The organism is Paenibacillus sp. FSL P4-0184 (assembly GCF_038004625.1).
Lineage (GTDB): Bacteria > Bacillota > Bacilli > Paenibacillales > Paenibacillaceae > Paenibacillus_AQ.
In genome coordinates, this window is record NZ_JBBORN010000001.1 from 2,021,892 (window position 1) to 2,048,077 (window position 26,186).

At 45.8% G+C, this 26,186-nt stretch carries 22 protein-coding genes, 1 tRNA gene and 3 rRNA genes; 2 read left to right on the forward strand and 24 right to left on the reverse strand.

Translation table 11 applies throughout. The features are described from left to right. The first annotated feature begins 293 nt into the window (after positions 1-293). Complete coding sequence (tadA, locus tag MKY52_RS08665) at positions 294-809, forward strand: tRNA adenosine(34) deaminase TadA (RefSeq protein ID WP_256721116.1); 516 nt, start codon at positions 294-296, stop codon at positions 807-809. Continuing rightward, positions 810-1,379, forward strand: coding sequence for a GNAT family N-acetyltransferase (locus tag MKY52_RS08670; protein ID WP_076286889.1), 570 nt, complete (start codon positions 810-812; stop codon positions 1,377-1,379). Between the two features lie 105 nt (positions 1,380-1,484). Here MKY52_RS08670 and MKY52_RS08675 read toward each other — a convergent pair whose 3' ends face one another. The 24 genes from MKY52_RS08675 to MKY52_RS08790 all read right to left on the reverse strand — a co-directional run bounded on the left by MKY52_RS08675 (position 1,485) and on the right by MKY52_RS08790 (position 26,186). After that, positions 1,485-2,576: a hypothetical protein gene (locus tag MKY52_RS08675; protein ID WP_076286888.1), complete on the reverse strand. Its 1,092-nt coding sequence runs from the start codon at positions 2,574-2,576 to the stop codon at positions 1,485-1,487. 104 nt (positions 2,577-2,680) lie between these two features. Next, positions 2,681-2,833, reverse strand: a complete 153-nt coding sequence (locus MKY52_RS08680) for a small acid-soluble spore protein P (protein WP_060623882.1) — start codon at positions 2,831-2,833, stop codon at positions 2,681-2,683. A 12-nt stretch (positions 2,834-2,845) separates the two neighbouring features. Beyond that, the gene (locus MKY52_RS08685; protein WP_341050952.1) at positions 2,846-3,187 is read right to left on the reverse strand and encodes a hypothetical protein; all 342 of its coding nucleotides are present in this window, start codon (positions 3,185-3,187) and stop codon (positions 2,846-2,848) included. A gap of 173 nt (positions 3,188-3,360) precedes the next feature. Beyond that, positions 3,361-3,449: transfer RNA gene (locus MKY52_RS08690), tRNA-Ser, on the reverse strand. Positions 3,450-3,517: 68 nt separating this feature from the next. Further along, positions 3,518-4,804: a serine--tRNA ligase gene (serS, locus tag MKY52_RS08695; protein WP_076301054.1), complete on the reverse strand. Its 1,287-nt coding sequence runs from the start codon at positions 4,802-4,804 to the stop codon at positions 3,518-3,520. Positions 4,805-4,877: 73 nt separating this feature from the next. Beyond that, entirely contained in the window at positions 4,878-5,474 is a 597-nt protein-coding gene (gene pdxT, locus MKY52_RS08700) for a pyridoxal 5'-phosphate synthase glutaminase subunit PdxT (protein WP_341050954.1), read from the reverse strand. 19 nt (positions 5,475-5,493) lie between these two features. Further along, on the reverse strand, positions 5,494-6,375 hold the full coding sequence (gene pdxS, locus MKY52_RS08705) for a pyridoxal 5'-phosphate synthase lyase subunit PdxS (RefSeq protein WP_042123186.1): 882 nt from the start codon (positions 6,373-6,375) through the stop codon (positions 5,494-5,496). 111 nt (positions 6,376-6,486) lie between these two features. Next, the gene (locus MKY52_RS08710; RefSeq protein ID WP_076286904.1) at positions 6,487-7,833 is read right to left on the reverse strand and encodes a D-alanyl-D-alanine carboxypeptidase family protein; all 1,347 of its coding nucleotides are present in this window, start codon (positions 7,831-7,833) and stop codon (positions 6,487-6,489) included. Between the two features lie 161 nt (positions 7,834-7,994). Next, positions 7,995-9,452, reverse strand: coding sequence for an IMP dehydrogenase (gene guaB, locus MKY52_RS08715; RefSeq protein ID WP_149647701.1), 1,458 nt, complete (start codon positions 9,450-9,452; stop codon positions 7,995-7,997). Between the two features lie 430 nt (positions 9,453-9,882). Next, positions 9,883-9,999: ribosomal RNA gene (rrf, locus tag MKY52_RS08720) — 5S ribosomal RNA — on the reverse strand. Positions 10,000-10,126: 127 nt separating this feature from the next. After that, a 23S ribosomal RNA gene (locus MKY52_RS08725) occupies positions 10,127-13,055 on the reverse strand. A gap of 262 nt (positions 13,056-13,317) precedes the next feature. Beyond that, positions 13,318-14,875: ribosomal RNA gene (locus MKY52_RS08730) — 16S ribosomal RNA — on the reverse strand. Together the 16S, 23S and 5S rRNA genes form the textbook arrangement of a ribosomal RNA operon. Positions 14,876-15,324: 449 nt before the next feature. Then, on the reverse strand, positions 15,325-16,845 hold the full coding sequence (lysS, locus tag MKY52_RS08735; protein WP_179085871.1) for a lysine--tRNA ligase: 1,521 nt from the start codon (positions 16,843-16,845) through the stop codon (positions 15,325-15,327). A 156-nt stretch (positions 16,846-17,001) separates the two neighbouring features. Continuing rightward, entirely contained in the window at positions 17,002-17,481 is a 480-nt protein-coding gene (greA, locus tag MKY52_RS08740; protein ID WP_042183910.1) for a transcription elongation factor GreA, read from the reverse strand. Between the two features lie 201 nt (positions 17,482-17,682). Then, positions 17,683-18,699: a tRNA dihydrouridine synthase DusB gene (dusB, locus tag MKY52_RS08745; RefSeq protein WP_076300985.1), complete on the reverse strand. Its 1,017-nt coding sequence runs from the start codon at positions 18,697-18,699 to the stop codon at positions 17,683-17,685. Between the two features lie 40 nt (positions 18,700-18,739). Then, positions 18,740-18,949: a helix-turn-helix domain-containing protein gene (locus tag MKY52_RS08750; RefSeq protein ID WP_076286863.1), complete on the reverse strand. Its 210-nt coding sequence runs from the start codon at positions 18,947-18,949 to the stop codon at positions 18,740-18,742. Then, a complete protein-coding gene (gene folK / locus MKY52_RS08755; RefSeq protein ID WP_076286864.1) occupies positions 18,901-19,452 on the reverse strand; it encodes a 2-amino-4-hydroxy-6-hydroxymethyldihydropteridine diphosphokinase in 552 nt (183 codons plus the stop codon). Before folK ends, MKY52_RS08750 begins: the two co-directional genes overlap by 49 nt. Positions 19,453-19,463: 11 nt before the next feature. After that, a complete protein-coding gene (folB, locus tag MKY52_RS08760) occupies positions 19,464-19,826 on the reverse strand; it encodes a dihydroneopterin aldolase (RefSeq protein WP_042183904.1) in 363 nt (120 codons plus the stop codon). 30 nt (positions 19,827-19,856) lie between these two features. Further along, positions 19,857-20,714: a dihydropteroate synthase gene (gene folP / locus MKY52_RS08765; protein WP_341050955.1), complete on the reverse strand. Its 858-nt coding sequence runs from the start codon at positions 20,712-20,714 to the stop codon at positions 19,857-19,859. Beyond that, positions 20,711-21,592 (reverse strand): aminotransferase class IV, encoded by an 882-nt coding sequence (locus MKY52_RS08770; protein ID WP_341050957.1) that lies wholly within the window; start codon positions 21,590-21,592, stop codon positions 20,711-20,713. Before MKY52_RS08770 ends, folP begins: the two co-directional genes overlap by 4 nt. Further along, positions 21,589-22,170, reverse strand: coding sequence for an aminodeoxychorismate/anthranilate synthase component II (gene pabA / locus MKY52_RS08775; RefSeq protein WP_341050958.1), 582 nt, complete (start codon positions 22,168-22,170; stop codon positions 21,589-21,591). Before pabA ends, MKY52_RS08770 begins: the two co-directional genes overlap by 4 nt. Continuing rightward, positions 22,167-23,774, reverse strand: coding sequence for an anthranilate synthase component I family protein (locus MKY52_RS08780; protein WP_445670989.1), 1,608 nt, complete (start codon positions 23,772-23,774; stop codon positions 22,167-22,169). The genes pabA and MKY52_RS08780 overlap by 4 nt, the downstream gene beginning before the upstream one ends. Positions 23,775-24,128: 354 nt before the next feature. Beyond that, on the reverse strand, positions 24,129-25,067 hold the full coding sequence (gene cysK, locus MKY52_RS08785) for a cysteine synthase A (protein ID WP_042123166.1): 939 nt from the start codon (positions 25,065-25,067) through the stop codon (positions 24,129-24,131). A 174-nt stretch (positions 25,068-25,241) separates the two neighbouring features. Then, positions 25,242-26,186 carry a peptidylprolyl isomerase gene (locus tag MKY52_RS08790; protein WP_149643859.1) on the reverse strand — a complete coding sequence of 315 codons (945 nt, stop codon included), beginning with the start codon at positions 26,184-26,186 and terminating at the stop codon, positions 25,242-25,244.

The following is a 26,186-nucleotide window of genomic DNA, read 5'->3' on the forward strand; positions in this document are numbered from 1 at the left end:
ATTGAAATTCAAAAGGTCTTTCTCTACAATATACAAGTATAAATGCCTTCGGCGTCCTTATATGGACGGGAAGCGTTTAAGCGCGAAATATAAGGACAAAGTATAGCGTGAAACTTATACTTTCTTATATTTTAAGAAACCATCCACAGCTTATGCACATATAAACATTTTATTATAAAACGATGTGTACAAAAATGTGCATAAGTAGGCGGTTATCCACAGAGTTATGCACATTTTGTTAAGAACGAATATTTGTTCGTTGTACAATGGTTACAGAAGAAGGGAAGATGATCTTGAATATTAAAGCCAATGAATCGCCAGAAGATATACAAGCGGTTCATGAATATTGGATGAGGCAGGCGATCGCAGAAGCACGTAAAGCTGAGGCATTAGGTGAGGTTCCTATTGGTGCTGTCATTGTTCGACATGGTGAAATTATAGGACGTGGATACAATTTACGAGAAACGACAATGGATTCGACAGCCCATGCAGAGATGGTAGCTATTCGTGAGGCCAGCAATGTCATGAATTCTTGGCGTCTGCTGGATTGCCAGCTGTACGTCACCCTAGAACCTTGTCCGATGTGTGCAGGAGCAATAGTGCAGTCCAGAGTGCCTCTCACGGTATATGGAACGCCTGACCCTAAAGCTGGATGTGCCGGGACCCTCATGAACTTGCTTGAAGAGCCGCGATTTAATCATAGAACTGAGGTAATACAGGGTGTTTTACAAGAAGAATGTGCAGATCTACTCACCTCCTTCTTTCGCCGTTTACGTAAAAAGCCAATAAAACAAAAGGAGGACTCCTAAATGACCCTTACTCTATATCATACCTCTCAAGGCATCTATATTTCTCCACTTGAGCTTAAGGATGCACAGAGCCTGCTGGAGCTTCGTTTAAATAACCGGGTAACCCACGAACCGTTTGAGCCAAAACGTGATGAGCACTTCTTTACCCTGGAGAGTCAACAACAGATCATCAATCAGCGTATTGAGGACGCCCTACTGGACAGAGCTTATATGTTCGGCATTTATCTGCTGGATGGACAGCTAATCGGTCAGATCACATTGTCCAACGTCTCACGAGGTATAGCACAATATGCTGATTTAGGATATTTAATGGATCATCGGATGCAAGGACAAGGTTATATGACAGCAGCGGTTGGATTAGTCCTTGGCTATGCGTTCCGGGCCTTAGGTCTACATAGAGTTCAAGCAGCTATTTTATTGCATAATGAAGCTTCCCGAAGAGTCCTGGAGAAGAGTGGGTTCAAACCTGAAGGGATTGCTCGTCAGTATCTTAAAATAAATGGACAGTGGCAGGATCACCAAACCTACGCAATCTTAACCGAAGATGTGCTGACTGAGGAACGGAAATAAGATTCTGCATTGTCGCAGGAAAGAGTGCTACTTTTTTTCCTAAAAAAAGACCCGCATGGGCGTATAATATACGCATCATGCGGGTCTTAATCTTGCGAACTGGGATTAATAAGTTCCCATACCACCGAATTCTTCTCCAAGTTGATCCATTGTAATTACATCATCACCTTGAGGGATACCAATCTTGAATACCGGCTTCTCGTTGATCTTGCTGTATTGGCCCGTTCCATTTACTGAGAAGGCCACATTTGTGCCATCTTCCGGATCATTTACTTTAATATCCATCAATAAATCCTGATACACAGCGTATCCGTCCTTATTGATCGCAGTATTATAGTGGAACTGGTTGATGGTAAGGTACTTATCAAGATCAGCTAAGCCCTTATCTAATTCAGTTCTAGCTTCACCTGATGTCAGTTCTTCTTTAGCTTTAGCTAAATCTGCATCTTTAATCTGCAGCATATCCTTGTATTCTTCCTTGCTTACGATATCAATGATTTTAGGCAGGGCGTTATTCACCAAGATAGTGATTGCTTCTTTAACATTATCGTTAGTCACTTGGAACTGAACGACCTGTTTAGCTTCCACACCTTCTGGTAAATTAGCATCTTTGGGATCAATCTCGTTAAAATATTTTTCTTCGTCATATTCAGCTAGGACAGTGTCCACCACTTCATTAGACAGCTTCTGCATTTTCTGAGTATCCATCGTACTTGGGTTAAATTCTGCACCCTCCTGCTCTGCCAACGCCTTCAGATCAACCTCTACAAACTTATTGAGGATCGTCTCAGGAATCGGTACGAAAGGAATCGATGGAATCTTAACGTACAACTTCTCGGCAGTCATTACCATAGGAACATTAAAGCTCATGCTCATATCGCCCTTCAGATTCAGAATCATAGTTAGTTCTGTCTGCATTGGCTCTGCTTGATATACCCCATCAATGGTAATATCAGCATTCTTAAGCATACTAAGTACCTGTGTAGTCATTGCAGCAGATTCAGCGTCAGAAGTCTCGATCGTAAGATCGTTGATCGTGAATTTACTCTTCATCTCATAGGATGACATTGTAGTCGCTTTAGTAGCAGCTGATTTTAAGGCCTCTTTTGGCGCCTCCTGTTTACTTCCACATCCCGGCAGAATTACTGCTGCTGTAAGCAGCAATGCAGCGGCCGACAAACCCCACTTTTTGTTCATTATTGTTCTCCTCTCCCATTGTAAAGAAATCTCTCCCCCCCCTATGATAAACCATTTGTAAAAATCAAGAAACACTTCTTTAAAATTCTTAACGTTTTTATTTGTTAACCTTGTGGATTATGGTGGTCAACATGATTCGCTTGTTTCACCTTTTTAGAACCTGAAAGCGGTTCTGGTGCAGAAGAATTATGCTCCTTTCTACGCTCGCCATCGTTGGGCTGTGCCCCGGGAACTGGAATACTTTTTGGTTTTGACATTGTTCATTCCTCCTAAGGATTAGTTATACTCTGTAGAGCCTGAGCACATTCGTGAATTTGTCGTGAATACTGCTGTGCTAATAGCTGTACTGCATCACTATGCTCATCAATATGAATTCCACTCTGCTCCACATCAAGCAGATCAACAGCGACCTCCCTGCTATCTACATACCTGCAACGAAAATCAAGTGAGTACCCTTGACGTCCTGCTGCATTAAAATGAATAAGCAGACTATTCGGATCACCATCATCCGCTAGTACATTGAAACTGTCCCCATCCTCCATTAACGCAGGCAGGCGTTCTTGCCAGGCCGAGACAAGATTATGCTGATCTACTCCCAATTGTCTGTCCATAATTATGATCATCCTCCTTCTCTAATACATTGCGGAGAAATCAATCTTTTTATTCTCAATGGAACTAGGTTCATCAAACAATAACTAAAACTGTACCAGTTCAAGCACAACAAAAAAACCGCCTCCAAAGGAGACGGTTTCTATCTGCTTATTTCTTAAAGTTCATAAAGGAATGGCGGAGAGGATGGGATTCGAACCCATGTGGGCTTGCACCCTAACGGTTTTCAAGACCGCCCCGTTATGACCGCTTCGGTACCTCTCCAAATGCATATAAATTTCACATGCATTAGTAATTGTATCATATGGTGCGGAGAAAAAGCAACTATTTTCTTAAATAGTTTTAGGTTGGATCGATTTTACATTGCGCATATACGGTTGTAGACATTCCGGAATCAGAACACTACCATCCTCTTGCTGATAATTCTCAAGAATTGCTGCAACAGTACGCCCAACAGCCAAAGCAGATCCGTTCAGTGTATGAACAAATTCAGGTTTGGATTTCGGATCTTTACGGAAACGAATATTTGCCCGACGCGCTTGGAAGTCCTCCGTATTTGAGCAAGAAGAGATCTCACGGTACATTCCACTCTCAGGCAGCCATACTTCCAAATCGTACGTCTTAGCCGATGTAAAGCCCATATCAGCTGTACATAGCCCAAGTACGCGATATGGCAATCCAAGAAGCTGCAGCACACGCTCAGCATCTGCTGTCATTTTTTCTAACTCCTCATAAGAGGATTCAGGTGTAGTAAGCTTCACCAGCTCTACCTTGTTGAATTGATGCTGACGGATCAGACCGCGAGTATCACGGCCAGCTGAACCCGCCTCAGAACGGAAACAAGAGCTGTATGCTACATGGTACTTAGGTAGATCTGCTGCTGTCAAAATCTCTTCGCGATAGTAGTTGGTCACAGGTACTTCCGCTGTAGGAATCAAATAGTATTCAGTGTCACGTAACTTAAACAGATCTTCTTCAAACTTAGGAAGTTGCCCCGTTCCGTACAAGCTGTCTTTATTCACAATGTAAGGCGGCAGCATTTCTTCATAGTTATGCTCACCACTGTGCAGATCCATCATAAAGTTAATAAGCGCCCGCTCTAAACGTGCTCCCAGTCCTTTATAAAAAACAAACCGAGATCCCGTAACCTTCGCTGCAGCTTCAAAATCAATAATATCAAGCTGCTGCGCAAGCTCCCAATGTGATTTCGGAGTAAATCCGAATTCTTTTGGCTCCGACCAGCGACGCAATTCTACGTTATCATCCTCAGACTTACCAACTGGAACTGAATCATGAGGAATATTCGGAATACTCATAGTAAGTTCAGCAATCTGAACTTCCAATTCACGCACTTCGTCATCAAGCTCTTTAATTCGGTCAGATACCGTACGCATTTCTGCAATTAGGTCATCTGCTGGCTCACCATTCTTTTTCTTCTTCGCTACTTCACCAGAAACCGTATTACGACGGTTCTTAAGACCTTCTGTTTCTTGCAGTAATTCACGTCTGCGTAGATCAAGTTGTGGAAAATCAGCAATTAAATCCAGTGATTTACCCCGTTTCTCTAAGGCTTGTTCAACTCGAGCGTAATCACTGCGTAATACTTTTACGTCTAACACAAAGTTTCCCTCCTGAAAACAGCCTAAACTCTTTCAAATTGCTGCTTACAGCTTTGAAAGAGTCAGGATGTTCTTATATGCGATTCTGTTGTTGCACTTGCCTAGTAGCCTCTACCATATCAGCAAAATATTGATGCAGTCTGAAATCATCGGTCAATTCTGGATGAAAAGAAGACACCAGCAGGTTACCCTCCCGTGCAGTTACAATCTCATCATTATAGACTGTAAGCACATCTACACCGGGGCCTACCTCGTTGATAAGCGGTGCACGTATAAAAACAGCACGAACCGGCTCATCAATTCCTTTAACCTCCAGATCACATTCAAAGCTTTCCCGTTGACGACCGAATGCATTCCGAGCCACCGTAATATCCATTAGCTCCAAATGCCCTGGTTCGCCGCCGGCAATTTGTTTGGCCAGAACAATCATACCCGCGCATGTTCCAAAAATCGGCTTGCCCTGATTGGAGAAATCACGTATGGCTTCGATGAAGCCATATTTTCGCATCAGTTTACCGATCGTTGTACTCTCACCACCAGGAATAATTAGGCCATCAACCTCCTCAAGCTGCTCTACTCGCTTGATAGGTACGCCCACTGCTCCGGTCTTCTCTATACTAACAATATGCTCCGTAACTGCGCCTTGAAGCGCCAGCACTCCTATTTTCATCCGGGCAACCTTCTCTCTATTAACGGCCACGCTCCGACATACGTTCAGCCGGGGTTAGAGTTGCAATATCAATCCCCTTCATTGGTGCACCAAGGTTCTTAGATACTTCTGCAATCAGTTTGTAATCAGTATAGTGTGTAGTGGCTTCAACGATCGCACGGGCAAATTTCTCAGGGTTGTCCGATTTAAAAATACCTGAGCCTACAAACACACCATCCGCACCTAGATGCATCATCAGGGCAGCATCGGCAGGAGTTGCTACACCGCCAGCAGCAAAGTTAACAACCGGCAGCTTACCAAGCTCATGCACTTCAAGCAGTAGCTCGTAAGGAACTCCCAGGTTCTTAGCTTCATTATATAGCTCATCCTTGGACAAATTAGTTACTTTGCGGATTTGACTATTGATAAAGCGCATATGACGCACTGCTTCAACAATGTTGCCTGTTCCTGGTTCACCTTTCGTACGGATCATGGATGCACCTTCGTTAATACGTCTCAAGGCTTCACCCAAGTCTTTAGCTCCACATACGAACGGAACAGTGAACTCACGTTTATTAATATGGAAGACTTCATCAGCAGGAGTAAGAACTTCACTCTCATCCAAATAGTCAACACCCAAGGATTCCAGAACCTTTGCTTCTACGTAATGGCCAATACGAGCCTTAGCCATAACAGGGATACTTACCACTTTGATAACTTCTTCTACAATTGTAGGATCGGCCATCCGTGCTACACCGCCAGCTGCGCGAATATCAGAAGGCACGCGTTCCAATGCCATAACAGCTACTGCACCCGCAGCCTCAGCAATTTTTGCTTGTTCTGCATTCATGACGTCCATAATGACGCCGCCTTTTTGCATTTCTGCCATGCCTCTTTTAACTCGCGATGTTCCAGTTTCCATGTCCTAGCCCCCCGAATGATCTATCTTAATCTAACTTGTAATTTTACCCCAATGAAGGGAAATATACAATCCACTTACTCGGATTTAACGCAATTTTCGATGCTAAATTCATTAGAACAAGTTTTTGATCCCTGTAAATAAATCGCCGAAGAAATCTCCAATGGCTCTAAGGAATAAACTGAACCAACCGGCTTTCTCCGCTTCTTCAGCAGTAATCAGATTAACTGTCTTCTGCTGAACATCAGACATGCCTTCAACTTGGTAGGAATAAGTAACCTTACCCACTTTAGCAGATTGTTCTATAGGAGCAACTAAGGTTGCTGGATCATTTATTTCAACAGTTGTTTTAATTTGAGGGGAGGTTGTTCCCTTAGGGACGATAAACGAAACAGCTTCATCCGTAACTACAGACACCTTTTTATTTTTCCCTTTAAGAACTGGCACGGTTTCGTTGCCGGCTATCACTGCTTTAGGGGCCACGACCTGTTTGATTTCAAAATTATTAAATCCGAAATCAAGTACTTTCTTCGTCTCTGTAAAACGGTGTGGCTCTGTATTAGCCCCCATTACTACACTTATCAGACGCATGCCATCACGTACAGCTGTACCTGCAAAACAATATTTTGCTCTAGCGGTATGACCTGTTTTCAAACCATCCAATCCCTCATAAGCATAAGCCTTAAAATTCTGGATACTCTTGTTAGCTTCCAACATCCAGTTAAAGTTAATCATTGGTGCGGTATCACGTTCACGGAACTTATACGACTGAACCGTTGTAAATCTATTAAAATCAGGATGATCAGTAACGATATATTTGGCAAGAATAGCAGCATCCATCGCTGACATTACGTTTTCTTTTTTATCAGTTGAGCGGAACTTCTTAGGCATGTCAGCTTTGTCTAATCCAGTAGAATTAACAAAATAGGCAGTTTTCATCCCCATTTTCTGGGCAGTCTGATTCATTAGCTCTACGAATTCCAATTCTGATCCAGAAACTAGTTCTGCCAAAGCTACTGTAGCATCATTTGCAGATCCAACAGCCATTGCTATGTACAGCTCTTCAACCGTATGCTCGTCATTTTCCGCTAGAAAAATACGTGATCCAACCTGTTTAGACGCATTTTCCCCTACTATGACTTTTTGATCCCATGAAAGCTGTCCAGTCTTCACCGCTTCTGCTACAAGATACTCTGTCATCATCTTAGTCATACTAGCTGGAGGCAAAGCCTCATCTGCATTCATAGATAAAAGAATTTCACCTGTTGTTGGTTCTATTAGAACCGCTGATTTCAAATTTAGACCCAGTGATTCCACAGAAGGGATCTTTACTGCTTTCTGAGTCGTCTGAGTTGCAGTACCAGCTTGTATTGTCGTTGTCGTACCTTCCTCAGCGAATGCCGGAAGTGGAGTGGAAACTAACATATTTAAAAGTAGACCTACTGTGACTGTCTTAATCATAAATTGCTTACCGTTAAATTTCTGTTTGTGCTTCAATGATTACTACTCTCCTTTAAACCTCATATCAATAGCTTGTTCTATTCTAACACAGGGGTACACGCAAAAAAAGACAGACAGGACGAAATAGTCCTGTCTGTCCAAAAAATAGTCTTTCTAGTCCATTACACGGAATAATTTGGCGCTTCTTTCGTAATTTGCACATCATGTGGATGGCTTTCGCGAAGTCCAGCACTTGTGATGCGAATGAAAGAAGTGTCATTCCGAAGTTCTTCGAGTGACTTGGTCCCACAGTAGCCCATACCCGAACGCAGTCCGCCAATCAATTGATGAACGGTATCCGAAAGAGGCCCTTTAAAAGCGATACGGCCCTCAATTCCTTCAGGAACAAGCTTCTTATCGTCATCCTGGAAATAACGATCCTTACTACCTTGTTTCATGGCACTCATACTGCCCATACCACGATATACTTTAAATTTACGGCCTTGATAAAGCTCCGATTCTCCTGGGCTTTCTTCTGTACCCGCAAACATACTTCCCATCATTACTGCATGAGCACCAGCGGCAATAGCCTTAGTGATTTCACCGGAATACTTGATTCCACCGTCAGCGATGATAGGAACTCCGTACTCACGAGCAACCGTTGCACAATCATAAATGGCTGTAACCTGCGGAACACCGATACCAGCGATAACTCGTGTTGTACAGATAGATCCAGGTCCAATACCTACTTTAACTACAGAAGCTCCAGCTTCAATAAGTTCACGGGTTGCTTCACCTGTAGCCACGTTACCAGCAACAATCGTAAGATCAGGATACAACTCACGAATTTGGCGAACCGCTTCAATAATATTAATGTGGTGACCATGTGCAGAATCGACGACGATCAAATCCACACCTGATTTCACTAACGCTGCAGTACGCTCGAATGTATCTTTAGAGATACCAACAGCTGCTCCAACCAGTAAGCGACCCTGTGCATCTTTCGCTCCGTTAGGGAACTGAATCGCCTTCTCAATATCTTTAATTGTGATTAGGCCCTTAAGAACGTTATTCTCGTCCACCAGCGGCAATTTCTCAATTTTATGACGTTGTAAGATGCCTTCTGCTTCTTGAAGTGTCGTACCTACAGCAGCAGTCACGAGATTCTCATGTGTCATAACTTCTTTGATTGGAATATTAAAGTCATGAATAAAACGTAAATCTCTATTAGTTAGAATACCGACCAGTTTGTTGTCACTGTCTACAATCGGTACTCCGGAAATACGATATTTACCCATCAGCAGTTCAGCATCGGATACCAGATGTTCTGCTGAAAGAGAGAATGGGTTAGTAATAACTCCGCTCTCAGAACGTTTTACACGATCCACTTCTTCCGCTTGCTGCTCTACAGGCATATTCTTGTGAATAATCCCGATACCACCCTCACGAGCAATAGCAATGGCCATAGCCGCTTCTGTGACTGTGTCCATACCTGCACTCATAAGCGGGATGTTCAACTTCACATTCTTACTTAGAACTGTAGTCAAATCTACTTCCTTCGGCAGTACCTCAGATTTACGCGGAACCAGCAGCACATCATCAAAAGTCAGACCTTCTTTACCAAACTTATCTTTCCACACCTGGGTCATTCCTCCTCGGTTGTTTTAAATTATACCCGCCTACAAACTTTATAAAAGAAGAACCTTCGACTTTAAGTCCATTCACGACAGACAACTCTGTACATCTGGAAGTTGAACAAGTTCATATCTTCAATTTAGGTTTGAGATGCTTATCCAAAAATATATTATTGCCATCTTAGCAAAGGGCATTTGGACTGTCAAGAACATTACATCATCAGAGTAGGTATTCAAAAAACGACTCACGCGTAAGCGAATTATTGGACTATTGTCCGCACAGAGTGGACATTTAGTGGTGAAATTATACAATCCACCATACCCATCACCAATGCTTACACCTATCTCTAATGTAGTATCTCAAAATAAACCCTAATGAATTCTTCAATAATACAACAAAAAGACCACTGTCGATTACTCAACAGTGGTCTTGCGTGCTTGGCAACGTCCTACTCTCCCAGGACCCTTCGGTCCAAGTACCATCGGCGCTGGAGGGCTTAACGGTCGTGTTCGGGATGGGTACGCGTGGAACCCCTCCGCTATCGCCACCAAACATGCGTCTGTGAAACAGACGCTGCCGCGTGAAATTCGGTTCATCACCAAAAGTGAGAATGAATTTCTAAGCGTGTACAGGCTTGATGCCTGAAAACTGAATCCGAATTGAATTTGCGTTTTAAGTGTAGGATAAGCCCTCGACCGATTAGTATTGGTCAGCTCCATGCATTACTGCACTTCCACCTCCAACCTATCTACCTCGTCGTCTTCAAGGGGTCTTACTAATTGGGAAATCTCATCTTGAGGGGGGCTTCACGCTTAGATGCTTTCAGCGCTTATCCCGTCCGTACGTAGCTACCCAGCCATGCTTCTGGCGAAACAACTGGTGCACCAGCGGTACGTCCATCCCGGTCCTCTCGTACTAAGGACAGCTCCTCTCAAATTTCCTGCGCCCACGACAGATAGGGACCGAACTGTCTCACGACGTTCTGAACCCAGCTCGCGTACCGCTTTAATGGGCGAACAGCCCAACCCTTGGGACCTACTTCAGCCCCAGGATGCGATGAGCCGACATCGAGGTGCCAAACCTCCCCGTCGATGTGGACTCTTGGGGGAGATAAGCCTGTTATCCCCAGGGTAGCTTTTATCCGTTGAGCGATGGCCCTTCCATGCGGTACCACCGGATCACTAAGTCCGACTTTCGTCCCTGCTCGACTTGTAGGTCTCGCAGTCAAGCTCCCTTATGCCTTTGCACTCTTCGAATGATTTCCAACCATTCTGAGGGAACCTTGGAACGCCTCCGTTACTCTTTAGGAGGCGACCGCCCCAGTCAAACTGCCCGCCTGACACGGTCCCCGTACCCGGTAAGGGTACTAGGTTAGAACCTAGATACGATCAGGGTGGTATCCCAACGGCGCCTCCACCGAAGCTTGCGCTCCGATTTCTACGGCTCCCACCTATCCTGTACAGATCGTACCCAAATTCAATATCAAGCTGCAGTAAAGCTCCATGGGGTCTTTCCGTCTTGTCGCGGGTAACCTGCATCTTCACAGGTATTAAAATTTCACCGGATCTCTCGTTGAGACAGCGCCCAAGTCGTTACGCCATTCGTGCGGGTCAGAATTTACCTGACAAGGAATTTCGCTACCTTAGGACCGTTATAGTTACGGCCGCCGTTTACTGGGGCTTCGGTTCATAGCTTCGGGTTACCCCTAACCACTCCCCTTAACCTTCCAGCACCGGGCAGGCGTCAGCCCGTATACTTCGCCTTGCGGCTTCGCACAGACCTGTGTTTTTGCTAAACAGTCGCTTGGGCCTTTTCACTGCGGCCCCCTCGTGCTATTCACACTACCGGGGCACCCCTTCTCCCGAAGTTACGGGGTCATTTTGCCGAGTTCCTTAACGAGAGTTCTTCCGCGCGCCTTAGAATTCTCTTCTCGCCTACCTGTGTCGGTTTGCGGTACGGGCACCTTCTCCTGGCTAGAGGCTTTTCTTGGCAGTGTGAGATCATGACCTTCGCTACTATAATTTTCGCTCCCCATCACAGCCCAGCCTTAATGATGTGCGGATTTGCCTACACATCAGCCTCACTGCTTAGACGGACATATCCATCAGTCCGCGTCACTACCCTCCTGCGTCACCCCATCGCTCATAGCGGATTACGGTGGTACAGTAATTTCAAACTGTTGTCCTTCGACTACGCCTTTCGGCCTCGCCTTAGGTCCCGACTTACCCTGAGCGGACGAGCCTTCCTCAGGAAACCTTGGGCTTTCGGCGGATCAGATTCTCACTGATCTTTTCGTTACTCATACCGGCATTCTCACTTGTATGCTGTCCAGCGCTCCTTACGGTACACCTTCAACCCACATACAACGCTCCCCTACCCCAGATACATACGTATCTAGCCATAGCTTCGGTGGTGTGTTTAGCCCCGTTACATTTTCGGCGCAGAGTCACTCGACCAGTGAGCTATTACGCACTCTTTCAATGGTGGCTGCTTCTAAGCCAACATCCTGGTTGTCTGTGCAACTCCACATCCTTTCCCACTTAACACACACTTGGGGACCTTAGCTGATGGTCTGGGCTGTTTCCCTTTTGACAATGGATCTTAGCACTCACTGTCTGACTCCCGGCAATAAGTATATGGCATTCGGAGTTTGACTGAGCTTGGTAATCCTTGCGGACCCCGCACCCAATCAGTGCTCTACCTCCACTACTCTTATACCGAGGCTAGCCCTAAAGCTATTTCGGGGAGAACCAGCTATCTCCGAGTTCGATTGGAATTTCTCCGCTACCCCCACCTCATCCCCGCATTTTTCAACATGCGTGGGTTCGGGCCTCCAGTGCGTGTTACCGCACCTTCACCCTGGACAGGGGTAGATCACACGGTTTCGGGTCTACGTCCACATACTCAATCGCCCTATTCAGACTCGCTTTCGCTGCGGCTCCGTCTTCTCGACTTAACCTTGCATGTTAAACGTAACTCGCCGGTTCATTCTACAAAAGGCACGCCATCACCCATTAATAGGGCTCTGACTTTTTGTAAGCACACGGTTTCAGGTTCTATTTCACTCCCCTTCCGGGGTGCTTTTCACCTTTCCCTCACGGTACTGTTTCACTATCGGTCGCCAGGTAGTATTTAGCCTTAGCAGATGGTCCTGCTGGATTCATACGGGGTTTCACGTGCCCCGCACTACTCGGGATCCGTCTCGGAGAGAACACAGTTTAGGTTACAGGGCTTTTACCTCTATCGCGGGCCTTTCCAGACCTCTTCACCTACCATATTCCTTTGTAACTCCATGTGAGACGTCCCACAACCCCTAAGAGCAAGCTCTTAGGTTTAGGCTGTTCCGCGTTCGCTCGCCGCTACTGACGGAATCACTATTGTTTTCTCTTCCTCAGGGTACTTAGATGTTTCAGTTCCCCTGGTCTGCCTCTACATCTCCTATGTGTTCAGAGATGAGTAACTGCGAATTACCACAGCTGGGTTTCCCCATTCGGACACCCCCGGATCAAAGCTTGCTTACAGCTCCCCGAGGCAGTTTCGTTGTTCGCCACGTCCTTCGTCGGCTCCTGGCGCCTAGGCATCCTCCGTGTGCTCTTATTAGCTTAACCTTGATTTTTCCGCAGGAAAATATCATACAATGACATTCTCTTTGAAATCATCTCACTAATAACATTTACTTGTTTGCACAAGTTGCTAAAAGATGTTCTAAAACGCAAATTCGTTTCGGTATCCAGTTTTCAAGGATCAAGTCTTACTTGAGAGCTTAAACTCTCAAAACTGAGCAACGAGTGAGTAACAGGCCTAAACCTGAGATTTGGAAGTTTAACTTCCGATTTGAATGTCTTCATTGCAGAAGACGATTCTCCATAGAAAGGAGGTGATCCAGCCGCACCTTCCGATACGGCTACCTTGTTACGACTTCACCCCAATCATCTACCCCACCTTCGGCGGCTGGCTCCCTTGCGGGTTACCCCACCGACTTCGGGTGTTGTAAACTCTCGTGGTGTGACGGGCGGTGTGTACAAGACCCGGGAACGTATTCACCGCGGCATGCTGATCCGCGATTACTAGCAATTCCGACTTCATGCAGGCGAGTTGCAGCCTGCAATCCGAACTGAGACCGGCTTTGATGGGATTGGCTTCACCTCGCGGTTTCGCTTCCCGTTGTACCGGCCATTGTAGTACGTGTGTAGCCCAGGTCATAAGGGGCATGATGATTTGACGTCATCCCCACCTTCCTCCGGTTTGTCACCGGCAGTCACTCTAGAGTGCCCAACATTACTTGCTGGCAACTAAAGTTAAGGGTTGCGCTCGTTGCGGGACTTAACCCAACATCTCACGACACGAGCTGACGACAACCATGCACCACCTGTCTCCTCTGTCCCGAAGGCCGCCACTATCTCTAGTGGATTCAGAGGGATGTCAAGACCTGGTAAGGTTCTTCGCGTTGCTTCGAATTAAACCACATACTCCACTGCTTGTGCGGGTCCCCGTCAATTCCTTTGAGTTTCAGTCTTGCGACCGTACTCCCCAGGCGGAGTGCTTACTGTGTTAACTTCGGCACCAAGGGTATCGAAACCCCTAACACCTAGCACTCATCGTTTACGGCGTGGACTACCAGGGTATCTAATCCTGTTTGCTCCCCACGCTTTCGCGCCTCAGCGTCAGTTACAGCCCAGAAAGTCGCCTTCGCCACTGGTGTTCCTCCACATATCTACGCATTTCACCGCTACACGTGGAATTCCACTTTCCTCTTCTGTACTCAAGTCACCCAGTTTCCAGTGCGACCTCAGGTTGAGCCCAAGGTTTAAACACCAGACTTAAATGACCGCCTGCGCGCGCTTTACGCCCAATAATTCCGGACAACGCTTGCCCCCTACGTATTACCGCGGCTGCTGGCACGTAGTTAGCCGGGGCTTTCTTCTCAGGTACCGTCACTCCGATAGCAGTTACTCTACCGGACGTTCTTCCCTGGCAACAGAGCTTTACGATCCGAAAACCTTCATCACTCACGCGGCGTTGCTCCGTCAGACTTTCGTCCATTGCGGAAGATTCCCTACTGCTGCCTCCCGTAGGAGTCTGGGCCGTGTCTCAGTCCCAGTGTGGCCGTTCACCCTCTCAGGTCGGCTACGCATCGTCGCCTTGGTGGGCCGTTACCCCACCAACTAGCTAATGCGCCGCAGGCCCATCCCTCAGTGACAGATTGCTCCGTCTTTCATTCTTCCTTCAGGAGAAAAAAGAAATTATCCGGTATTAGCTACCGTTTCCGGTAGTTATCCCAGTCTAAGGGGCAGGTTGCCTACGTGTTACTCACCCGTCCGCCGCTAAGTTAGTTTGAAAGCAAGCTTTCAAAGTAACTCCGCTCGACTTGCATGTATTAGGCACGCCGCCAGCGTTCGTCCTGAGCCAGGATCAAACTCTCCAATTAGTATTGAAAAGAGCGATATGCTCATTTTGAAACATCTGACGAGAAAATTAATTCTCACGATGAAATTTCAAAAGCGTAAAATACGCTGTGAAACTCATCAGTTTTGGATTTCACTTTCGTGATTTCCTACTCACTCGTTGTTCAGTTTTCAAAGATCAAGTTCTCGTTGGAGCCGTTTAATGTCTCAGCAGCAACTCTTATACTATATCATGTTCAGCCGTTTAATGTCAAGCTCTTTTTTTAACTTCTTTTTCGAGCTCGGCATGTGTATTTCTTGGCCGGACTTAGAATATATCATGTATAGAGATTCATTGCAACACTTTTTTTCAAACAAATTAGTATTAAGCTATATATCCTCATAACGATACCAGAATCTTTACCTTCTGATCAACAGTAGCCAAGGAGAACCGCCGCTAGACAGCTCCCCTGTGCTCATTGTTGTATTAATACTATTCGTTTGTACGGTTGCGCATATGCGGGAATAGCAGTACGTCACGAATAGATGCAGAATTGGTAAGCAACATGATCAAACGGTCTACACCGATTCCCAATCCACCTGTAGGAGGCATACCATATTCCAAAGCACGGATGAAGTCATCGTCCATTTCATGAGCTTCGTCATTACCTTGCTCTTTCTCCTGGATTTGAGCTTCAAAGCGTTGACGCTGGTCGATCGGATCATTCAATTCACTAAATGCATTCGCATGTTCACGACCCACAATAAACAATTCAAAACGATCGGTGAAGCGTGGATCCTCATCGTTTTTCTTCGCGAGTGGTGAGATTTCAACCGGATGTCCCATTACAAAGGTAGGCTGAATCAGAGTTTCCTCTACAAATTGCTCGAAGAAAGCATTAAGGATATGACCGAAAGACATGTGCTTTTCTACAGGTACACGGTGCTCTTTTGCCAGAGCCTGTGCTTCCTCATCTGTCATATGAACACTGAAATCAACACCGGTTACTTCTTTAACGGCATCAACCATAGTTACACGACGCCATCCTGGCGACAGATCTACCGGCTTGCCTTGATAGTCGACCTGTTGAGTTCCTAATACCTCTTGGGCAATATGAGCGATCATATTCTCCGTAAGGTTCATGATGTCCTTGTAATCAGCATAAGCTTCATACAGCTCAATCATAGTAAACTCAGGATTGTGACGAGTCGAAATTCCTTCATTACGGTATACACGACCGATTTCGTATACTTTTTCCAGTCCACCAACAATAAGACGTTTCAAATGAAGCTCAATAGCAATACGCATATAAAGCTGCATTTCAAGTGTGTTGTGGTAAGTAATGAACGGACGCGCTGCAGCTCCACCGGCAATCGCATGAAGTGTAGGTGTCTCAACTTCAAGATAGCCAAGTGAATCCAAATAACGACGCATAGATTGAATGATTCTTGAACGAGCAATAAAGGTCTGTTGAACCTCCGGATTAATAATCAAATCAACATAGCGCTGACGGTAACGCAGCTCTACATCTTTAAGACCATGATATTTCTCAGGAAGCGGCAACAAGGACTTGGACAAGACTTCGAGATTATGCACTTTGATGGAGGTCTCGCCTGTTTTGGTTTTGAATACTGTTCCGCGAACGCCGATGATGTCTCCTAGATCGAGAACATTGAACGCTGCGTATTGCGTTTCAGGAATGCTGTCTTGACGAACATAAAGCTGAATTCTTCCACTGAGATCTTGGATATGCGCAAAACTGGCTTTACCCATAACACGTTTTGCCATAATGCGACCCGCTATGCTGACTTCAACAGATAGCTCGTCCAATTCTTCTTTAGAAAGTCCATCATACTTCGATACTAGGTCGCCAGCGTTAGCTGTACGCTCATACTTTTTACCGAAAGGATCGATACCAAGTCCTCTTAGCTCGTCCAATTTGGCACGGCGGATTTGCAAAAGCTCACTAAGTTCGTTCTCTGCATTCTCCACATTATTCATTTCCTCGGTCATGCTATTCATCCCCTTGCAGATATAAATCCCTTATATTTTGAAAAAAAGCTTCCCTAAGGAAGCTTTCCCAAACAATGTTCCCTTATCTGCCTGCATACAAGAAAACTACTTATACATTCGGCAGCACATCTATTTACAGACTATAAGATCTGTACACTACTTCATTCTGATATCGAGAATTTTATATTGAATAACGCCTGCAGGTGTATTAACGTCAACAATCGTGCCTATTTTCTTGCCGATGATGGCTTTGCCTACTGGACTTTCGTTGGAGATCTTATTATTCAGTGGATCGGACTCCGCTGTACCTACGATCGTGTATTCCATAGTGTCACCATATTCCAAATCTTCAACACTTACAGTAACACCGATACTTACCACATCAGTAACGATCTCGTCGCTATTAATGATGCGCGCGTTGCGAAGCATCTTCTCCAAGGTGATAACGCGTCCTTCGATAAAAGCCTGCTCATTCTTCGCGTCTTCATACTCCGAGTTCTCACTGATATCTCCGTAGCCAATCGCTACCTTAATCCGTTCAGCAACCTCGCGGCGTTTCACAGATTTGAGGAATTCCAGCTCATCTTCCAGACGCTTTAGCCCGTCCGGCGTAAGGATGACTTCTTTATCGCTCATCTCAACCGATTCTCCTGTCGTATACATTTATTGAAAACACCATACTATATGCTAATCTAGGAGGATAAGAACCCTCCCTGCTGCATTGCTCTTACTGTAACGGCGATTTTATACTGTGAAATTATATTGGAACCGCTACAAAATGTCAATGACACCACATATAAAGTGGGATGTGTTCAAAAAGCGTAAGGAAAACAACGTTTATACTGCCGAAGCAGACATTTCATTACCCTTATTCTCTTCTTCATGCTTTAGCTGAACGACAAAATCATTCAAAATCTTCACCATTCCATCACGTTCTGTCTCTAACATGAGCACATCCTTTACTCGTGCAGCAGACTTCAGGCCTTTTAAATACCAAGCCATATGCTTACGCATCTCCCGAACGGCTACTGCTTCTCCCTTAAGTGCAACCAGCCGATCCATATGAAGAATGGCAACCTTAATCTTCTCATCCAATCCAGGTTCAGGCATCAGTTCCCCGGTGCTTAAATACTGAATCGTACGATACAGCATCCATGGGTTACCTAGCGCACCACGCCCGATCATCACGCCATCACAACCGGTCTGATCAAGCATAGCCCGAGCATCTTCAGGTGTATTGACATCACCATTGCCGATAACCGGAATGGAGACCGCTTCTTTTGCCATCTTGATATAATTCCAATCCGCACGCCCCGTGTAGAGTTGCTCCCGTGTTCGTCCATGTACACTGACAGCCTTGCCACCGGCACGTTCTACTGCACGTGCATTATCTTCGACAAAAATATGCTCGCTATCCCAGCCAATCCGCATTTTCACGGTTACGGGTTTATCGACAACATCGACAACCGCAGAGACCATTTCATAGATTTTATCGGGATTCAAAAGCCAGCGGGCTCCCGCATCACATTTAGTTACTTTAGGCACTGGGCATCCCATATTGATATCGATAATATCAGCATTGGTTTCTTTATCAACCACTTTAGCTGCTTGCACCAGTGATTCTCTATCCCCGCCAAAAATCTGCAAACTAAGCGGTTTCTCCCGTTCATCTACAAACAACATTTCGCGAGTACGCGTATTCCCGTGAATAATAGCCTTGTCGCTCACCATTTCCGCACAGACTAAACCTGTACCAAACTCTTTAGCGATTAGACGAAAGGCCGGATTGCACACCCCAGCCATAGGTGCCAGAACAACTTGATTTTTCATCTCAATGTCGCCAATCTTCAGCATTCGTATCACTTCCATTATTCCTATTTAAATTGCTTAAAAATTATGAGTCAGGGTTTACCAATTCTTCGGTTGTAACCCCTAGGACATTCGCAATTTTATCTAAAATTTGATCTTCCAAACGTCTATTGCCCCTCTCGACTGCGCCAAGCACAGCCAAGGAAATCCCAGTGAGATCCGCAAGTTCCTGCTGAGTATAGCCTTTTAGCTTGCGGAATGCCCTGACCCTCCGTCCCATACGCTTGTTGTCCACAACCGAATTCCTTCCTTCCCGTCTATGTCTTGAAGCGCTGCTGTAATCAACTTGCGGAGTCCGGAAGACTGTTCATTCTGTGGAACGATATCACTGAGCGGAAGCATTACAAATGCACGCTCAAACATACGCGGATGCGGTAACGTTAAATGCGGAGTATCAAGTGTCTGGCCCTCTACCCACAATAAATCTAGATCTACCGTTCTCGGTCCATAGCGAATATCCCGGATACGACCCAGTTGCGTTTCGATCCCCAGCATTACTTCCAGCAAGGTCTCTGGCGCAAGCGTCGTGCGCAAAGCTGCTGCCATATTAAGAAACTGCGGCTGATCTAAATAACCTACTGGCTCTGTCTCGTAGACTTTGGAGCAGCGAACTACCGATATTTCATCATGATTATTCAGTCTGTTCAAAGCCTCTGACAGCGTGCCCTCACGGTCGCCCAAATTAGCCCCTAAAGCAATATAAGCCTCTGATTCTTCAGAGGTGGAATGTATATTCATGGACTTTGTTCTCACTTTCTAGTTCTGCGCAGCTCCACAGTCACTCCCTGAAAATGAATGTCGAATGGCGGATGCGGTTTAGTTACCTTTACCGTTACTGCATTGATAACAGTATAAGTGTCCAGTACGGAGGATGCAATATATTCTGCCAGAGCTTCAATTAACTTAAAGGACTTTATTTCGACAATGTTTTTGACCAGTTCATGCACTTCAGCATAGTTTACGGTTTGGTTCAAATCATCGTTCTGGCCCGCTCCCTGTAGATCAAGTTCCAGCTCCAAATCAATGTAAAAACGTTGGCCCAGCTTACGCTCTTCTTCAAACACACCATGATATCCGTAATATTCCATTCGATGCAGTGTCATTTTATCCATCTTTAAACCCGCCCTTTTTATAAAATATCTTTATTCACGCACCAATAAAGGTGCAGCATACAACATCGCATCACACATCTTGACCGTTCGTTTTATTAGGGACACATCATGCACTCGTACGATCTGGCAGCCCTGAGCAATACCAAAGGCTACTGTAGCTGCGGTACCTTCCACAACATCATCAGCGGGCAAATCAAGTACGGTCCGGATGAATTTTTTGCGTGAAGTCGCCAGTAACAGTGGATAGCCAAACTCAGTCAACCCGTCCAAAAGCATCATCGCCTGCAAATTTTCATTAAAATCCTTCGCAAAGCCGATCCCTGGATCCAAGATGATATTGGCCGGCTTCACTCCTGCGGCTAAAGCAAGATCAATACTTTCCTTAAGGTCTGCCGACATATCCGCACTTAGATTCGTATAATCACGGTCCTGCCGGTTATGCATCAAAATAATGGGACAGTCCGCAGCAGCTGCCACTGCCGCCATTTCCGGATCAGCTTTACAGCCCCATATATCATTAATGATATGGGCACCAGCAGCAATAGCTTGGCGTGCCACTTCAGCTTTGTAGGTATCTATAGATAACGGAATATGCGGTGCCGCTCGATGAATACTCTCGATGACAGGCAATACACGAGCTAATTCCTCTTCAAGCCCCACTGGTTTATGACCAGGACGGGTAGATTCTCCACCAATATCTATAATATCAGCACCGTCTGCGGCCATTTGTAGCGCATGTTCTACTGCTTTGTCCGGATCATCCCAAAGTCCTCCATCTGAAAAAGAATCCGGGGTTACATTCAGGATGCCCATAATCAGCGTTCGATTTCCCAATTCCAAATCAGTATTTCCACAGCGGTATGTCCGCTTGAATATGGCTGGTCTCATTTCGGTATTCCAGTCCTTTCTCTATAGAATGAAATCAAATCCGAAGTCATTCTGCCGCAAAGGCCATCGCCAACGGTAAATTTTTTATCTTTTTCCCAAAGCGTTGTGACCGGGACAATTTCTTGTACGGAATTAGTAAGAAATACTTCGTCGGCTATTTTTAACTGCTCCCAATGATATGCGCCCTCTTCTACCCTAATCCCAGCACTACGAGCCAGCTCCATTACCATTTCCCGGGTAATTCCCGGTAGAATCCCAGTTGAGATATCTGGAGTGTGGAGAATATTGTTTTTTATAAAAAAGATGTTGCTGACAATGCCCTCTGCTATGATCTCTTGTGCAGTCAACATCAGTCCTTCAGCACCATTCGCCGCAGAGGCATAGCCCCTAAGCTCACGCTTGGCCAAAATATTATTCATATAATGCAGAGACTTGAATCGCACTGCTCCCTCCGGAGTGTTACGCCGTAAGGACAACAGTTGCAGGTCTTTGCCTTCGCTATATATCTTTTCGGATACTTTCGGCAGCGCTTTGATGTACAGCAAATGATTGGGTTCGCAATAGTCGCCCGCAGGTAATCCGAGAATATCCTCACCAGCGGTCACGGTATAGCGTATATAAGCTTCTTTTAATTCATTTTTGTCCATAACACGCTGGATCCACTCCTGCAGCTGTTCAACATCCTGCGCAAATGGAATACCAAGCTCCTTGCAGCCCTCTGCCATACGCTTCAAATGACGCTCCAGCAGAAAAGGCACTCCCCCATACGTCCGAAAGGTCTCGAACAATCCTATGCCGTATAAAAAACCGTGATCCAGGGCGGAAACCACGGCTTGTCTTGCATCAATGACACCATTGTTAAATCCTATATATTTCATGCCGTTTCTCCGGCTCTCCGTTTCAAGAAATTACGCAGCATCGTATGACCATGATCCGTAATAATCGATTCCGGATGGAATTGCACACCTTCGATAGGGTATTCTTTATGGCGCAGTGCCATAATCTCCCCTTCTTCAGTCTCCGCTGTAATCTCCAGACAATCCGGCAGACTCTCGCGCTCTACAATCAAAGAATGATATCTCGTTGCCGTAAAAGGAGACTCCAGACCTTCAAGAACCGACGTGCCCTTATGATGAATCGGGGATGTCTTTCCATGCATCAAACGCTCTGCGCGAATAACATTTCCACCAAATGCTTGGCCTATCGCCTGATGCCCAAGGCATACGCCGAAGATCGGAATAATACCTTTGAAATGATGTAACAATTCCAAACTGATCCCCGCTTCATTAGGTGTACATGGTCCTGGAGAAATTAAAATATGATCGGGAGCCATTTTTTCAATCTCTTCAATGGTAATTTCATCGTTGCGGTGTACTTTAACCTCTTCCCCAAGTTCACCCAAATACTGTACAAGGTTATACGTAAAGGAATCATAATTATCGATGACCAAGATCACAGTGTTTCTCCCCCTTCGGCGCCGCTGGTAGTTTGGGATTCCTGCTGTAACTCACTACAGAGTACTGCCTTCACTACCGCTTTGGCTTTATTATGGCATTCACGGTATTCACGGTATGGATCAGAGTCGATCACGATGCCCGCACCTGTCTGAATATATCCGACTCCATCCTTTACAGCCAGTGTTCTAATAATAATATTTAATTCCATATTTCCGTTATAGTCAATAAAGCCCATGGATCCTGTATACGGCCCACGCCGAACCGGTTCCAGCTCTTCAATGATTTCCATTGTTCTTACTTTGGGCGCGCCTGTAATCGTTCCCCCTGGGAACAATGCTGCGATTACAGCATAAGCATCCTTATCCGGTGCGACCTGGCCCTCTACCTGCGAAACGAGATGCATCACATGAGAGTAGCGCTCCACCGTCATTAGCTCAGGCACGCTGACGGATCCATACGCAGCGACACGCCCGATGTCGTTGCGCTCCAGATCGACAAGCATAATATGCTCGGCGATCTCCTTTTCGCTCCCGCGAAGCTCCGCCTCCATGGCGGCATCCTCCGCGGGAGTCAGGCCTCGGCGCCGGGTGCCGGCGATTGGCCGTGCGCTCACTTTGTCCCCGTGCAGCTTGACGAGCAGCTCCGGTGAAGCGCTGGATAGCGCGAAGCCGGGCGACCGCAAGAGCCCCATGTACGGGGACGGATTGAGCTTGCGCAGCCATTCGTAAACATCCTCCGGCGAGGACTTCAGCTGCGCCTCCTGGCGCAGCGAGAGGTTCACTTGAAATACATCGCCTTGGCGGATGTATTCCTGAACGTCCAGCACGGCCTGCTGGAACTTCTCAGGTGAGAAGGCCGAGGTCATACCCGGCCACTCCCCTGAGGAATCTGTGAGGGCCTCAATGCTACCTTTGACCTCTTCGTTCAATCCCGAAGCAGCGGATACCAACTGCCACTGCTCTACCATTCGTCCAGCCTGTTCTATAGCACCGAGATAAAGGTTCTGCAAATCCTCCATCCCACATTCTGCTGGAACCGGGACGTGAACAGCACAATAAAGCACATGCTCTTCGTGATCATAAATCCATACCTCATCCATCCTCATAAAGAGATAATCAGGAAAACCGGGATCATCTTGTGCGAGAGACGGTAAACGCTCCAATGAGCGAACCACATCGTACCCTAGAAATCCAATACATCCACCGGTAAATGGAGGAATGCCCTGAACGTTTAGACTTGGCGAGGTGAAGCCTGACATCCACTGCTGTAGCAGCTCTAGCGGCTGACCTATCAGCGTTGTAGTCTCATGTGAACCCTCATCGGCTGTATGACCCAATGATTCGGGAGAAAGGCTAAACACCTCAGCGCCTTCTCCCTTGCCTTTTAATATTGATACAGGATTTAAACCTAGGTAAGTATAGCGGCCACCCTTGCCACTCTCCAACACTACGGAGTATTCGGAAGCTAGTTCCCAGGCCTTCTTCCAGGATGCGGGCAATTCCCCCGAACACTTGGGTGATTTTATAATCAAGGGGAACATGCTCCAGTCTTCAGCTGCCCATTGTTCCCACTCATGCCATGTCGTTATGATTTCCAAAGCCATCCTCCTAAAAGTTTTATGGAGCCATTACATCATAGACATCACTTCGCAATAAAACTTACTTCGTAAGCATTTGCTTAGTTTTATCTAACAATTACTTATTATTAATCATCAGTAGTATATTGCCTGTCAGTATACTGTACTTAAGGCATTATTGAAAAGCCCCCAGCTATAGGAAATTATTATGGCTTTTAAGTCTTCAGTAAAAACCATAGCATTTCTCAAAAATAATAAATTACCACGTCTAGGTCGTCATATATCCATAGAGCCTTTTGCCCATATAATCAACGAAAAGAGTCTCCATCACCACCAGAAAAGTGGTATGAAGACTCTTATAAATTACGTTATTGCAAACAATTACGCTTCGAAATTGTAAAGTGGTGTACTCAGGTAACGTTCACCATTACTTGGGATGATGACAACTACCTTCTTGCCAGGACCGAGGTCTTTAGCAACCTTAAGTGCTGCAAATACTGCTGCACCGGAAGAAATCCCAGACAAGACGCCTTCTTCTTTAGCTACACGGCGTGCAGTTTCGAATGCTTCATCGTTCTCAACATGGATGATCTCATCATAAATGTCCTGGTTCAGGATTTCAGGAATGAAGTTTGCTCCGATACCCTGAATTTTGTGAGGGCCTGGTTTGCCTCCTGCCAAGATTGGAGAAGCAGCAGGTTCCACAGCATAGATCTTCACGTCAGGATATTTGCTCTTCAGCACTTCACCCGCACCCGTGATCGTTCCACCTGTTCCGATACCTGCAATAAAAGCATCCAGAGGGCCTCCGATGGACTCAATAGCTTCAACGATTTCAGGTCCAGTGGTCTCACGGTGGATCTTCACGTTCGCTTTATTCTTGAATTGCTCCGATGGGAAATAGCTTGGGTTCTCTTTCAGAATTTCTTCCGCTTTCTTAACCGCACCATTCATGCCTTCCGATCCTGGAGTCAGAACCAATTCTGCTCCGTATGCACGAAGTAGATTACGGCGTTCCAAGCTCATGGTTTCCGGCATTACGATAACTGCCTTATAACCTTTAGCCGCAGCCACAAGTGCCAAGCCAATACCAGTGTTACCACTAGTTGCTTCTACAATTGTACCTCCAGGCTTCAGTAGACCTTCACGTTCAGCTTCTTCAACGATGCTGATTGCGATACGGTCTTTTACGCTTGATCCCGGATTCTGATATTCCAATTTCAAATAAATATCTGCGGAGCCTTCCTGTGCCAGACGATTCAAACGAACGAGCGGAGTACCTCCGATCAATTCTGTTACGTTGTTAACGACTTTAGCCATGAGCAAAAACCTCCTTAGAATGATAAATGCGATATAAGAACGTAAATTGTGACTTTACTCTTCTGTATGTGTGTCCCTATTATGCAATAATAACTGCTATAAAGGGGTATAGATATTGGACCACCGTTAGTTATTTCCGACTAAAACGGTAGGTTTTACGTTAATATCATATTATCAATCTTGCAGGCTGTTGTCAATATTTATTGCCACATCATATTTCGTGCGCAAATCACTCTCCACTTGTTGTAAAGGGGGTGCTTGCTCAAGCGCCAGCTCTTGACGTATCAGCGCCCGAATTTCCTTTTGATCAGGAATATTTTGTGTGTGAATACTCTCTAGTCGAATGATAGCGAAGTCGTCCTCCGCCTGAATCGGCCCCGCTATATCACCCTCATCCAAACTAGCAGCGGTCTTAAGCAGTCCCTCAGGCCAAAAAGGATCGTCTTCCTCTACTTTGCCCAAACGGCCTCCTTGCTGCCGACTCTCTGCATCAATGGAAACTTCCCTAGCTAAATCAGCAAAATTCTCGCCCTGCTCCAAGCGATCCATTACTTGCTCGCCTTCATCATAAGATGAAACCTTAATCATGGAGAGTTCCAATTCCCTTTTGGGAGTGAAACGCTCCGTGTTTTGGTCTAAATAAGTATCGATATCAGCTTCCTTAATCGTAATACCATCAGTGGCTATTGCTTGTAAGGTCAGACGATAAGCCGTTTCTGCGAACACTTCCTGACGAGATAATCCCAGCTGAGACTGCATTTGTGCATAATACTGTTCTTCCGATCCGTATCCAACCATAGTTCGTGCAAGTTCTTGCTCAACCTCATCGTCGGTCACGGTAATCCCCAGAGCCTTTGCTTCCATCTCCACAACAATATGATTGATCATTCCAACCAGCACTTCGTGGCCATGCTTTTTTTTGAGCTCATCCATCCACTGCTTATCTGTTATCGGTTGTCCGCCTGCAGTCGCTGCATCCGGTGTTTCGTTTTCTGTTGTATCCCCTTTTAGAAGAGCCATGGCGCGTAAGCTCCAGAACAATAGGCCCCCGAGCATTAAAGTTGCAACAGCCAGAATAACTACCGTATTGCGAAGTGCACGTTCCTGTCTCGTCATCAT